This is a genomic window from Cyclobacterium roseum, assembly GCF_010119225.1.
Lineage (GTDB): Bacteria > Bacteroidota > Bacteroidia > Cytophagales > Cyclobacteriaceae > Cyclobacterium > Cyclobacterium roseum.
Genome location: NZ_WNKF01000001.1, coordinates 23857 through 38226, shown reverse-complemented (window position 1 = coordinate 38226; position 14370 = coordinate 23857). Strand labels below are relative to the sequence as shown.

General features: G+C 46.1%; 9 protein-coding genes. 1 reads left to right on the top strand and 8 read right to left on the bottom strand.

What is annotated here, in order from left to right:
• Positions 1 to 176 precede the first annotated feature (176 nt).
• Positions 177 to 2852, top strand: coding sequence for a phosphoenolpyruvate carboxylase (locus GJQ68_RS00115; RefSeq protein ID WP_162415293.1), 2676 nt, complete (start codon positions 177 to 179; stop codon positions 2850 to 2852).
• A gap of 439 nt (positions 2853 to 3291) precedes the next feature.
• Here GJQ68_RS00115 and GJQ68_RS00110 read toward each other — a convergent pair whose 3' ends face one another.
• The 8 genes from GJQ68_RS00110 to GJQ68_RS00075 form a co-directional block, all read right to left on the bottom strand.
• Positions 3292 to 3732, bottom strand: a complete 441-nt coding sequence (locus GJQ68_RS00110) for an alginate lyase family protein (protein ID WP_162415292.1) — start codon at positions 3730 to 3732, stop codon at positions 3292 to 3294.
• Between the two features lie 152 nt (positions 3733 to 3884).
• The gene (locus GJQ68_RS00105) at positions 3885 to 4085 is read right to left on the bottom strand and encodes a hypothetical protein (RefSeq protein WP_162415291.1); all 201 of its coding nucleotides are present in this window, start codon (positions 4083 to 4085) and stop codon (positions 3885 to 3887) included.
• A 170-nt stretch (positions 4086 to 4255) separates the two neighbouring features.
• On the bottom strand, positions 4256 to 4867 hold the full coding sequence (locus GJQ68_RS00100) for a Uma2 family endonuclease (protein WP_162415744.1): 612 nt from the start codon (positions 4865 to 4867) through the stop codon (positions 4256 to 4258).
• 575 nt (positions 4868 to 5442) lie between these two features.
• The gene (locus GJQ68_RS00095; protein ID WP_162415290.1) at positions 5443 to 6051 is read right to left on the bottom strand and encodes a Uma2 family endonuclease; all 609 of its coding nucleotides are present in this window, start codon (positions 6049 to 6051) and stop codon (positions 5443 to 5445) included.
• A 197-nt stretch (positions 6052 to 6248) separates the two neighbouring features.
• Positions 6249 to 8546, bottom strand: a complete 2298-nt coding sequence (locus GJQ68_RS00090) for a discoidin domain-containing protein (RefSeq protein ID WP_162415289.1) — start codon at positions 8544 to 8546, stop codon at positions 6249 to 6251.
• Positions 8547 to 8558: 12 nt separating this feature from the next.
• Positions 8559 to 10838, bottom strand: a complete 2280-nt coding sequence (locus tag GJQ68_RS00085; RefSeq protein ID WP_162339900.1) for an FAD-dependent oxidoreductase — start codon at positions 10836 to 10838, stop codon at positions 8559 to 8561.
• A 33-nt stretch (positions 10839 to 10871) separates the two neighbouring features.
• Positions 10872 to 12455 carry a sodium:solute symporter family protein gene (locus GJQ68_RS00080; protein ID WP_235940971.1) on the bottom strand — a complete coding sequence of 528 codons (1584 nt, stop codon included), beginning with the start codon at positions 12453 to 12455 and terminating at the stop codon, positions 10872 to 10874.
• A gap of 91 nt (positions 12456 to 12546) precedes the next feature.
• The gene (locus GJQ68_RS00075; RefSeq protein WP_162415287.1) at positions 12547 to 14370 is read right to left on the bottom strand and encodes an FAD-dependent oxidoreductase; all 1824 of its coding nucleotides are present in this window, start codon (positions 14368 to 14370) and stop codon (positions 12547 to 12549) included.

Below are 14370 nucleotides of genomic sequence, written 5' to 3'. Positions count from 1 at the left end.
ATTGCTTATCACATGAATATAGGAATAAAAATACATTCGAAAAAATCGGGTTCAAGTACATTTTATCCGGTAAGCAAAGCCTTCCATCGAATTTGTAACGGTTCTGTATTTTCATTCCATGCTGCCATCTGTTATATTTAAGTTTCCTATTTATTCACCAACCAGTCAACAAAAACATGGCCACGGACAACCCACTATTTAAAAAAACCAACGAGGACCTGAAATTTCTGACTCGCTGCTTCCAAAAAGTATTGCACCAACTTGGCGAATTTGAGCTGGAAAAGATCCTTACCCAAAAGCCCGAACTCCCCGAAATCAATTGGGAGGCGGGTGAGTTGGAAGAAAAGCACATACAGGTATTAAGTATCTACCTGCAATTAATGAATCTGATCGAAGAAAATGCCGCCGTGCAGGGCAGAAGAAATAGGATCAATGAAAAGGGTGTTGACTCTATTCGCGGATCCTGGGGCGAAACCCTGGCAAGATGGCAGGACCAGGGATGGACGGAAACCCAGATGCTGGATTGCATTAAAAACACCCAGGTTTATCCGGTTTTAACAGCCCATCCCACAGAGGCAAAGCGAAAATCCATTCTGGAACTACACCGGGAAATCTATCTGAATCTGGTGAAATTGGAGAACAACTCCTATTCCCGGCTGGAGAAGCAAGGGCTGGAAAGGGAAATCATGGCCTTACTGGAGCGCTGGTGGCGATCGGGAGAAGTATACCTGGAAAAGCCTACCCTGGAAATGGAGCGGAATAATGTGATGCATTATTTTTCAAGGGTTTTCCCCCGGGCTTTGCAGCAAGCTGACCAGCAACTTATGGAAAGCTGGATAGCGATGGGGTTTGACCCTGGCCGATTTGATACGGCAGCTTCTTTTCCTGACTTTCAACTGGGAAGTTGGGTCGGTGGGGATCGGGATGGACATCCCTATGTTACGGCTGACTTTACCAGAAGTACGCTGCTGGAACATCGCCAAACTGCTCTTGCACTGGTGAAAGAAAAATTGCAGCACCTGGGGGCCCAGATGAGCTTCTCGGATATCCGAAATCCGGTACCCCAGGGATTCAGGGAACAGATACGTGGCAAAGCCGAATTCCTCGGCGATGAAAGCGAATCTGCTTTGAAACGAAATCCGCGGGAACCCTGGAGGCAATTCATTAACCTGATGTTGGTACAAATGGAGCATACGATTCAGGAAAACGGGCAACCAGTGTATGCCGATTCCAAAGAGTTGATAAGCGATCTTCAAATTCTGCGAGAAAGCCTTCTTGAAATCGATGCAAGCAGCATTGTACAGCAATTTTTATTGCCGGTCGAAAGACACGTTGCCTGCTTTGGTTTTCACCTGGCCAGACTGGATATCCGGCAAAACAGCACCTTTCATGAAAAAGCCATCGATCAGATTCTGGCAGGTACGTTTTCCGAATTAACCCCTTATTCCACCTGGTCTGAACAAGAGCGGGTAGCATTTATTACTGAAGAACTCAAAAGCAACCGTCCTTTTGCCTTTTCTGGCAAAACCTTCGGGCCGGAGGCAGATAAGGTATTGGCGAGTTTTCAGTGTGTCAAAAATCACATCGATCAGTATGGAGACGAGGGCATCGGTTCCTTTATTGTCAGCATGACCCGCTCCCTGAGTGACCTCTCATTGGTATACCTCTTTTTGAGGGAAGCCGGTTTAGACCGAAACAGGTATCAGGTAGTCCCGCTTTTTGAAACCATTGAAGATCTGCAGCGATCGGACAGCGTTCTTGGGGAATTCCTTTCCCATGAATCCTACCCGGGAAATTTTTCCTTTCAGGAGGTAATGCTGGGATACAGCGATAGTAATAAGGACGGTGGGATCACGGCAAGCAGGTGGAACATCTATCAGGCCGAACAAAAACTTACCGACCTGGCCAAATCCCATGGTACGCGGCTGCGGTTTTTTCATGGAATCGGGGGAACCATCAGTCGCGGAGGAGGAAAATACCACCGTTTTTTGGAAAGCATGCCTCAGGGTAGCCTGCAGGGGTCCATCAAAATTACGGTTCAAGGAGAAACGATCTCCCAGCAATTTGCCAACCTGCTAACGGCTGGCTACAACCTGGAAATGCTGTTTTCAGGCACGGCCCTGCAGACGGGCTATTCCTTATTTCCGAGGGAAATTCCGGATTTCCCCATTGATGCGCTGCAGCAACTATCTGAATTTGCCCAAAATCACTATCAGCAATTAATACGCCATCCGGATTTTCTGGAATTTTATGGAGAGGCCACCCCTATTGATGTATTGGAACTTAGTAAAATCGGCTCGCGGCCAGCGCGAAGAACGGGCAAACGATCCCTGGAGGACCTTCGGGCCATTCCCTGGGTCTTTAGCTGGAGCCAATCCCGATTCAACCTCACCGGATGGTACGGCATTGGAAGTGCCATCAAAACCATAAGCGCGTCGCATCCGGACCTGTACCAAAAATTACAGGATACTACCCAATCCTGGCCGCTTCTGCGATACATCCTGATTCAGGTAGAAACAAACCTGCTGAATGCGGACCAGGAAATCATGAACCTGTATGCCTCCCTGGTTCAAAACCGGGATACCGGTGTGACCTTTACCAAATGGATTATGGACGAACACCAGCTAAGCCTGGAAGAAATCGGTAAACTCCTGGGCAACGAAAGGGAAAGCCGAAGAATAGGCTTGCTGGACAGCATCAACCGCAGGAAAAATGCGCTTCACGGATTGCACCAGTTGCAGTTAAAAAACCTGAAACTTTGGCGGGCATCCAAAGAACCGGATTCTCCCCTGGTAACACGCTTACTTAAAATTACTACTGCCCTTGCAAGCGGGTTAAAGAATACGGGCTGATGAATGCTAAAAAAGTGAAACCAATGCAGTATTTGAACAATAATTGAGTGTCCTTTATTAGGACGAGTTGCCTTCCCCGTTCTCTCAGGGGGCAGAGAGCTGGTCCAAACCAGAGTCGGGAGGAATTTTTCCGAATATTTTAAATTTATAATACCTTGTATTACTGGTTGCTGAAAATGGGATTTTTTGCTGAAATTGGGTAATGCAATCGGTCTAATAAACGCCAAGGTTTTTAAATTCCGTAAGCCCGAACGTGCACAAATCCCCCTTATCAAGGGGGCAAGGGGGATTTTTTCGTGCCCATACCATTTATACGCTTACTGATTTCTGTAAATTTCCGTTATGGCTAACGATAAATAAAATTTAAATCTGTAAACTTTTTTCAGGACGGGGCAATTTTCGTCTTTAAATCCCCCAGCCCCCTTTGGGAAAGGGGGATTTAGTTTCTGTCGGTTTGGCGTATACGTTCTAGGCTTTGTATATAGTTGGCCCGGTTGAATGATACCCAACTCCAGGGTTCGGCCTTAATCACGCATTTATCCTTATAATCGTAATATTCCGGATTAATTTCCCCATCCTTGCGGATATAGGGTAAGCCATCATCTTTTTCCGGGTCCGGCCACCAGTAGGTACCCATGCTAATATAATCGTGTTTGTCACCACTGGGTGGCACTTGTGTTTTATTTACCACAGAAAAGGGTCCCTCCGTCAGCTTTTCATTAGCCCGGTCCATCAGTTGTTTTAATTCAACCGGAAAAGCTTTATCCTGTTCTGAAGCTAATTTTTGTTTAACTCCCTTGAGCACATCTGCTTCAAGGATAATGAGTTGCTCTAGCCCTGGACTTTGTGAAATCCCCGGAAAAGGCGTGAAAAGGAGCATCCAAAAGACTACAATTCTTTTAACGATTGCATCATATTACTTTTTACCAATGCCCAAAACAATGAAACAGCATGATATAACGATTCTATTCGACATACTATTTCAGAAAAGAAAATTACAATGGATTTCAAAGGTGAAGCCCCATAGCTGGACTATTTTTTATCTCGGAAAGTCAGTACCAAACCAATAATCAGCAGTACGACGCTAACAATCACAGGTGTCCAATTGGCCGAGCTGACGGCAATATCCAAACCCAGTAGACTGAAACTTTCTGAGTCTTGCATCGCCTGGATGCCAAATACGATGGTGCCAACGGCCCCTAAAATCAATAAAATGATGCCTGCGGTTTTCATAGTGTTGGGTTAACCGGTAAATTATGTAAATAAGAAGAAAATAATTAACTATCAATTTAAAAAATTCCGTTGATAATTGGTACTATTTGATTATAAAGAATTTGAAAGCATACTATCCAATCAATGATAAATCTACGATCATAAAATCTGATAATGAAAATTATCAAAAACTAATCCAGATCTTTAAATACATATTCCAGATCAAGTCGGAATTCAGGGATACTATTGGATTCAATAACATCCCCTGAAGTGAAAAGCCGGGATGGAATATATTTCCCTGTGGTAAGGGTATAAGTCATGACGGTCTGCTCGTCAGGATGGATAATCCAATATTCCTTCACTCCACTTTCTTCAAATACTTCATATTTGTTTTTCAGTTCTTTTTTATTGCTTCCGGGAGATAAAATCTCTACAATCAAGTCTGGGGCACCGATGCATCCCATAACATCTAATTTGCTTTTATCACATATTACGCAAATGTCTGGTTGGACCACGGTATCAATGTCCTCATTTTTCTTTGATTTTACGGGCAACCTTACATCAAATGGCGCTTCGTAAACCTTGCAGGGATGCTTCTCCAGAAAATTAAACAACTTATTAAAAATCTTTCCGGAGATCTCCTGATGAATCCTTCTTGGCGCAGCCGCAGCAGACCTGAATACCTTGCCTTTAATCAATTCTACCATTTCATCCAGCTGCCAGGTCAGGTAATCGGCATAAGTATACCTACCATAATCGGTAAATGGTTCGTTGATTTTATTTTTGGTTTCCTTCCGCTCCATTTTACCAAAATACAAAAAAAGACCGAATTAAAATAGCCAATCCATTTCCAGCTAAGGGTTCAATTTGCCAGAAAATAAGTTTATCCGAGAAAGGTATATCCGTACCTATCATTTCGCTGAATCCAATGGTTTTACTAGGAACCAAAGTTCGATCTATTTTACGTAATAAGGTTCAACCCCTTCCGGGGTTGGAGGTTCGTTTTTGTTAGCTTTTTCCGTGGGTTGCACCCACGGTTATTGTTGTTCAGGCCCTTCAGGCCTGCTTTTACTGAGAGAATCATCAGCAGCCTAAATTGGTATCTATAGAAACTTCTTCCCTTTAGTCTAATCACATTATAATGAGGTCCCATATCACTTCCCAAGAAACAAGCTCCTACTCGACGTCGAAGCCTGGAGGGCTTTAACAAGAATAACCCCGGGCGAAACCCGGGGTATATGAGCGTATCTATCCTTCCAGCAACCCCGGAGAGGGTTGAACATTTTTTCCAAAAAAGCCCGGAATCAAGTACAAAACCGTTCAAACGAACCAAATTGCCATCTATTAAAATCGAACTCAGGTTAGGAATACCACATACCTAATCCAAATCCTCAAAAAGCTCCCTTACATCTAGGTGAAAACCTGCAATGCAGCTGGAAGATACGATATCTCCTACCGTAAAAAGTCTGGAAGGCACATATTTTCCCTCCCTGAGGCTGTATACCAATAAAGTCTGCTCCGAAGGATGAATGACCCAATATTCCTTAACACCAGATTCTTCATACACGTTGAATTTGTTATGGATTTCTTTCCTGTTGTTACCCGGAGAGAGTATCTCGACTATCAGATCTGGTGCCCCTATACATCCCGCCTCATCCAGCTTTGTCCTGTCACATACCACGCAGATGTCGGGTTGCACTACCGTGAAGATGTCTTCATTTTTTTCCGAATGAGCAGGTAGCCGAACATCAAACGGGGCCTCGAAAACCTTGCATGTCTTATTTTTCAACAAATAGTACAGCTGGGAAGCTATTTTCAGGGAGACTTCCTGGTGCTTTCTTCCCGGTGCGGCAGCTGCTTTAAATACTTTACCTTTAATCAACTCCACCATTTCATCTATCTGCCAGGTCAGGTAATCGGCATAGGAATACGTTCCATAATCGGTAAAGGGTTCCTTAATTTCATTTTTCGCTTCTTCCTGCTTCATCTGACTAAAATACAAAAAAGAATCAAGTACCTAAAATCCGCAAACCTGTACCGTTTTTCAACCAACAAGAAGCTTTGACTAGAAGAAACCTGACCGGTTTTACCGATTCTTAACCAATTGAATATGGGATTATACCAGGCCCGTTCTTATTCCGCATTCGGATATACCGGAACCATATGATTTTAAAATTTGACTGATTATTCCCAACTAACCGTGACACTTTTTTCAAAAAAACCATGCCCATAACTCAGCTTGAGCTGATCATTTTCCTCCAGTGGAAGTACGTGAGCTCCTATGCTAATTTCGGAATCCTGTATTTTTACCCTTCCCTCCACTGCCAGGGAAAAGGGAGCGGCTTCTTTCAATTCCACTGGGATGCTTTTACCGGCTTTATTGGTAAGCCAAACCCTGGCATGCTCCTCCTTATCCGGGTAAAAATTTATCGGAGCCTCCAAACGGATGATCAGGTCACCAGCATCGCTTTGCCTGCATTCCAGACGGGTATAATAATTGGCCATGTAAGCCATGCTCAAATTGAAAGCCGTATTGAATTGAACCCAGCCTTCGGTCCAGCCCAGGTCTCCAGCTTCCGGGTAGTTGGGGTAATGGAAAGATTTGGGTGATCCGTCAAACACGAATGGAACCTCGTCCAGCAAGCCAATGCCTCCCTTATGCCTGCTGTACCAACCCAGGTCCACTCCTTCTATTTCCTGCGGACCCTTAAATGAAAAATGCCTTCCCGTAGGATTTCTGCCAAAGGCATTTTCCAAATGTGACCAGGCCAACACCTCCATATCCCGGATCAACTCCTTGTCCTCCAGCAGGGTCATGGCAGCAAAAGCTGCCGCTGGAAACCCCAAGATATTTCCGGTTTCATTCCATCCCGGAGGGGTCCATTCGGCTTCATCGTATTTTCTAAAATCCCACATGTTGTCCGAGCGGGAAAGGGCTATTTTTGCCCAACCCCTTACTTTTTCTTTTAATCCTGCCGGTGCCCTGTCTGGAAACTCGGTATAAAAATAAGCAAATGCCCGCATGGTCATGTGTTCGGACATCCGTTGCCCCTTGGTGGTCATGGGATCTTCCCAGTCCAGGTTTTGGATCATCCATGCCATCTGCCGGTAAGCAGCATCAAAATACCTATCCGCATCCGGTTCCTTTTGACGCTTGCTCACTTCATACATCATAAGATTTGGGATCACCGAAAATCCGGGCGGCATTTCTCCCTTGGTGGTACCCAATTGGGTTTTAAGCGATAACAAATTATGCTCCGGGCTCTTATCGTACTGGGAAAGGGAATGCTCGGAAACCTCCCTTTTCTCCCAAACCGAACTTGCATATTCATACACCCGGTCAAAATTTTGTTCCGGCAACCACTTTTTTAGGTAGGGCCAGGCATAGAGGAAATGGGCCAATTCGGCCTTTTGCATTTCGTGGTCCAACTTTTGAGAGACCTTCACATCCGCATCCCAATGGATCAATTGGATAATGTCAGGAGTATTCGGTCCAAAAGGGGTTAAATCTCCCCATAAACCTTGATATTTTTCCGGAAAAGATTCATTCGGAACATACCGGGAAGTCACTTCCATCCTTTCATAGGCTTCCGGATTGGACAGGTACATGGCCACAAGACTCTGCATGGACCAATTGAAAAAATCTCCGTCTCTCCAGGCGAAGGATATGGGTCGGATATCATCCACATTGCCCACATAATGTCGGGCATCCAGCATAAAATCCACCATATTCCGGTACGTAACCCGCTCCAACCAATAAGGACCAATACGGAAAGGAAAAGAAGTCTTATCTCCTGAAACTACAAGATATTCCGAGGTTGACTTCGGGTCAAATTCCGAAAAATCACCTTTTTCTCCTTCAATTAATCCCGAAAATACTACCTGTCCACTACCCTTCTCCTGTATCAAAAAAGGAGTTTCATCGGCTACGCCGGGTGCGGTAAAGCGCTTTGGCCTACCAAGGTTATAACCGCTTTGATTAACCAACAGGGGCTTGACTTCGCCTGCATTGTCATCCACATACTGCTGTCCAAGGACTTGCAGTTCGGCAATGTGCAGGGCTTGTTTATCGGCAGCGATCAATCGTATCCGATCGGTAAGCAATACTTTTTCGAAGGTAACTGCCACCTCATCGTTTTGGTTTTCATTTACCGAATGATGGTTTCTCCAATCCCCGTTAAGTAAATATTGAAAATGAAAGCGTTCGTTAGGAACCGTCCCTTCCTGGAAAATTACCTTGAAACCGGCGATTTCGGTAGCACCCGGAAAACGTATCGCTATCCAGGGTTCCGTATCCCCGGCTGCACTTTCCCAATAGCTCCGGGTATCATTATCAATGGCCAGCTTTGCCTCCCGGTCCTCCTCTGAGGAACTACTGGAAATCATGCCCGAAGGAGCTAAATTTTGTTGCGCCAGGGCATCGTTAATATGACCCGTGGCCAGTAGAAAAAAGGAAGTGATTAATAATAAGATAGCTTTCATTTTCATAGATAATTAATAACACAAAATTCCAAACAAAGCGGCAGGGGTAGTAGCGGAAGGATGTTCCAGCCTGAATGTTAGCGATTTGGTTTTTAGGGGTTGATCCAGTTTCAGGGTGTAGCTGGACTGATGATTTTCCCGAACCTCGGACAGAAGTGTCCCATTCCCATCAAAAATGGAAAATTTTCTCACACAAAATGGCATCACGGACTCGGGATGCCCCATTAATGTAGATTCCATCGCATGATCAAAGTCGGTATCAAAAAACAATTTTATTTCACTGATTACTTGTGTTTTATCCCACTTCAACTCAACAAACGGTTGACTCTCATTTATGGCCGCCACCCAGGCATTGGTCCGAGTGGTAGGGCGGAAAAATCCATTGACCAATTGCTCGGAAGAATAGCAGTTCACCGGGCTTTCCAGCTCAAAACTCAGGTTATGTCCCGCAGGTCTGCGCTCGGGCAACCAGAAGTCAAATGCCTCCATACCAATGTTTTCGGGCGGTTCTTGCCTGCTACTGGTGGCTACTGCTTTATTAAACTTTTGAAAAACCGTCAATATGCCCGTCAAACGGGTTTCGGAGCATTTGATTTGCACCTTATCATTGGCAGAAAAGCCCACAAAATAATATTCTGAATTTTCTATATTACATTGTAAATCAACTGTTATAAACCGATCACCTAAAGTTAAATCAAATGTCTCTTCAGCCAAAATAACTTCAGGAGTAAAGTTTCCCCTCTTCAGACTTTTCAGAAGCCTAACGGTTATTTGGGTAGGTTCAGCCGCTTTAACCTGGAATCTAATCGCCGGAATTTTCCCTTTTTGTAAAGGCAGCATCTGGGCCATGGCAAATTCCAATGACTTCCAGGGGCCATCGGCGGGAAGGCCTTTGAGCGTAAATGTGTCCGATGTATTTATGGTGGCCTGCTGTGCCAATTCATCTGGATCCGACAATTTTATTCCGGGTATATACTGTCCGGATCTGATCAGGCGGCGCTGAAGCAGTTGCATGGTTGAACTGCCAGTTACTTCCGCAGGTGCCAGCTCTTTTTCCTTGCACAAAACGGCAGCCATGGCCACTGCCTGTGCATTGTGTCCGCAAGTCGCCATTACCCGGGTGGACCCGAATGCCACGTGGCTGCTACTTACTATTCGTCCCGCCAAAAACAGGTTTTTAACGTTTTTGCTGTACATGATCCGGTAGGGAATCTGATATACTCCCTTGGTATGCCATTGGGTACAACCGGGTTGATCTCCGTATACCCCATCAGCCGGATGCAGGTCCAACGCCCAACCCCCAAAGGAAACGGCATCGTCAAATTGCCGCTGTTGCACCAGGTCTTTTTGGGACAACATAAACGGCCCTTCAAAGCGCCTGCTCTCCCTTTTGCCTGGAATGGTTCCTACCCATTCCAGGGTATGGGTATCCATATCAGGAAACTCCCCTGAATTCTTAAGGTAATCCCAGATCCCGTAAATCACCCGCCAAAGTTCCCATTTGATATTTTCACTTTCGTGGATGGTGTCCCTCCTCCCCCCATACTCGACCCACCAAAGCCGGCAACCATGATCCTTGAGGTTAAAGGATTTAAAACGGGGTAATTTTGCTAGTTCTTTATTGGTGTAGGACGGGGCCACAAATCGAACAGGCTTTCCGGTATCCTTGCTGTAGAAATACAGGCTATGCCCCAGCAATTCCCCGTATTTGTGATCCGGAGCAAAGGGTTCGTCAAATTCATCGGCAGATTCAGCTCCCATCCGGAACGCGGCACCTGCCAGAAAGGCCATGATACCATCCCCGGAAGCATCTACGAATAAGGGGGATTTTAGATGGTATTGGGTGGAATTTTGACTGCAAAACGCCAACACATAGTCGATTTCATCGGCTCCCCTTTTGACCAAATCATACATGGCCGTGTTTAAAAGTAATTTAATGTTGGGTTCAAGGGATATTTTCTCGATCAGAATGGTATCCAATATCAATGGATTACCTTCCGGGTTGCGATAAAGGTTTTCCACCAAAATTTCATCCATGACCCCTCCTTCCCTGGCCCATCGGTTATTATTTCCCATATGAGAAGTGGCCCCCAGCATCCAAAGCCTGATTTCTGAGGACCCATTTCCGCCCAGTACCGGTCTGTCCTGCACGAGCGTTACGTTTAGCCCCTGTCTGGCAGCCGTGATGGCACAACAGGTGCCTGCCATTCCACCGCCCACAATCACCAAATCCGAAGTGATGCTGGCTGTTTTTAATCCTCTTTTTCCCGTATTAAAACCTTCCTTGATCATACCAAATATTTATTCCCTCAATTGATTTTACTATTAACTTCCCTTCCTATTCGTCCGTGTAAATTTCACCAGCCCCAAGCCTAATATTAAAATTATCACCCCCATCAATAGCGTATAGAAGATCCCCTTTTCTGCAATCAGGCCCAGCACCAAAAACATTATCCCTATGGAAATCAGGGCCAAACCGATCACCTTGATGCCAAAACGGTTTTGGATCTCGGCTTCTTTGTAATGGGAATCGTTTGGCTCTCCTTGCCGCTGTTTCCATTCTCTGTAAAACTGTAACCTATTACTAATTTTGCCTTTTCTAGAAGCATATACTTCATACGTAGCCAGAAGCAATAACGGCAGGACTACCCCCAGTACCATCTCCTCACTTCTATTTAGTGTAAATCCATTAAGCAAGGGTTGGATAAATTTAAAATGCAGATTAATCAGGAGACTGATGGCCGTAACGGTCAGAATACTGGTTCCGGTTTGCCTTTTTGAAAACAAGCCCCAGATGGCCGGGGCATACAAAGCACCACCTGTGACGGCCCCGATGCTCAGGACTACTTCCACGATTCCTCCTGCCATCGGCACCAGAAAGGCAACCCCAACCGTACCTAAGCCAAAAATCAACGTGGCCCAGCGGGCTACGCGCATCAAATGGATCGCCTTGGAACCCGGAAACAAGGGTTTGTATACATCGTTGGTCAACACTGCCGCTGCCAGGTTGAGGGAGGTATTGACTGAACTGGCCGTAGCAAAAATCATACCCCCCAACATCAAGCCCAGCATCCCCACCGGTAGCACATTCATACACATCATCAGGTAGGCACCCTCGGTTTCCAGGCCGACCAAACCCGGATCCACCACCCGGTAAATCATGGGCGGCAACATCCAAATCAAGGGACTGATCAAATACAGTGCGCCAAACAAGTAGCCGACTTTTTGCGCTGAACGGGTAACCGCCACGGAGGTATACCGCTGCACATACGCCCAATTCCCGCCAATAAATACGGTATTGTATCCCACAAAGGCTAAAATGAACCAAAAGTTATATTCCTCATTGAATAAATGGAAAAAGGTATCCGGAGCAGCCTGGACAAACTGCTGGAAACCACCTACTTTTTCCAGAGATAAGGGCAGTACAATCAATACCGCGGCCGTTAGAATGACAAACTGCAGCACGTCTGTGACCACCACCGCCCAAAGCCCCCCTACTGCCGTGTATATCATGATAATTGCACCCAATAACATGATCGCATGGTAAATATCAAAACCGGTAACCACATTGAGAATCTTAGCAACGGGATATAAAAAAGCTCCGGTATATCCCAGGGATAACACCAGAAAAACATAGGTGTAATACTGCTGCGTTTTCCTTCCAAATCTTTGGGTAAGGTATTCGGCAACGGTAAGCACCTGGGCATTTTTCCACTTTGGTGCGATATATGCCCCGATCAAAAAACCACTGATGCACATGGCCATCTGAATGGAAATGGCCACCCATCCCCATTCGTAAGCAATGGAACCCCAAACCACAAATGTTCCTGCTGAGAAAAAACTCATAAACAAGGACAACCCATTTATGGGCCATGGCACAGCCCCTCCCGCAGCAAAAAACGATTTCATATCCCCGCCCTGTTTTCCGAAAGACAGGCCGGCAATAAGGATAACTCCAGTAAAAATGCCGATCGTTAAAAAATCAAGTAGTTCCATGCAATCAATCCTGTGGCAAAGTCGGGAGGTTATGAATGCTTAATGGCGATTCAATAATGTCCATAAATTCGTTGAGGTGCAGGGTATATACCTCTCTGGGACTGGCATTGTTCTTCCTGGCCACATAAGCTGCATAGCCAACCGCTTCCCCCATCATCCCACAGGTTCTCATGACGCGGGTACTCCCGAAAGCCACATGGGTGGTACTGATATCCCTTCCCGCCATGTACAGGTTGTCTATATTTCTGGAATACAAACAACGGTAAGGGATGGTATAGGGCTGTACTTTGATGTGTTTGGTCGCGGCAAAGAACTCTTCCCCCTCGAAATACTGGGAGTTTTTCGCATCCGGAAAATGGAGGTCAATGGTCCAGGTGGCGGTCACACTTCCGTCCGGATACATGATTCCGTCCTGTATGTCCATCTGGGTCAAAACATGGTCGCCCATCAACCTTCTGGACTCTCGCTTACCTCCGATATAAGCTACCCAGGCAAGTTCATGGTGGCTGTACTTTTCCGGTTTCTCGTTTTTCAGGTACGACCAGTTGCCGTAAATCGCCCGCAAATTATGGTCGCGGATCTCCTCGGCTTCATAAATGGTATTGAAATTACCAAATCCGGTTTCCCATTGCCAGTCGGCTTTGTGATCGTCAATATGGTATTCGTCCGAAAACTGAATTGCCCAGGGCGTTTCTGGGAAATCAGAAGGCTCCTCCCGCTCCAGGGAGGCCCAAAGATTAGAGGTTCCCAGGGTGAAATCATCCGACTCTTCTGGGGCCAGGGATTCACCGGTCTCGGCCCGGCTTTCACGGCCCATTCGGTACTCTGCTCCTGCCAGGTAACCCAGCGTACCATCTCCGGTGCAATCGGAAAAATAAACCCCTTCAAAACGATATTCCTGATTGGTAGCGATGTCTCTGCCGATTACTGCTTTGATTGTATTGTCCTCCATTTCCACCTCGTAAACGTGGGTATTCAAGTGGAGGGAAATATTGGGCTCTGCCCGTACAATCTGCAATTTTCGCTCGTCTCCGTAACGATCCGCATCCGGATTGCCGTTTCCGGGATCTCCATTGTCCAATTCCCTGACAATCCGGCCCAATTTGGCATTATGGTTTTGATCCACCCGGCCCATCAGGTGCACTCGAATTTCGGAACTGTTATTACCTCCCAAAACCGGCCGGTTCTGGATCAATGCCACCTTCAATCCCATGCGCGCTCCGGAGATGGCTGCACAGGTGCCTGCCATTCCTCCACCGACAACAACCAGATCAAATTGCCCCACATCTTTGGCTTTTTCGGTCAGATTCAACAATTCTTTCCGGAAAGCCAGTAGTGCTTCATTGTCGTTGGTGGGTACATCTCCCTCCTCCGTAGAAAAATAAATGGCATCAAAACGGCCATTGAACCCCGTGAGATCCCTGGCTTCAAGGGTGTTTTCGCCCTTCTTCATGTCAACTTGCCCACCGTAGTACCAATCCCAGTCGGCAGAACCGCTTACTCCAAAAGAATCATCCAGCGGCTCCTCATTAATGGCAAGTTGAAATTCGCCCGGCCCGGTAGGAAAAGGTGCCCAATCTTTGGTCCTCACCCATACGTGGTACTTTCCTCCCTCTGAAAAATGGACCGTGGTCCGGGCATCTTCCACAGGTCTGCCCATTCCATGTGCCATGAGGTAAGAGGAATAGAGTACGTCAAAGGACTGTTGGTCGATTACCCAGCCTCCGATGTCTTCAAATGATTCTGCTTCTACCAATACCCTATTTTGGGCGAAGGATACCAGGGATATGCCTAGCAACAGGCAACAGGTTAGGATGATTCGTTTCAT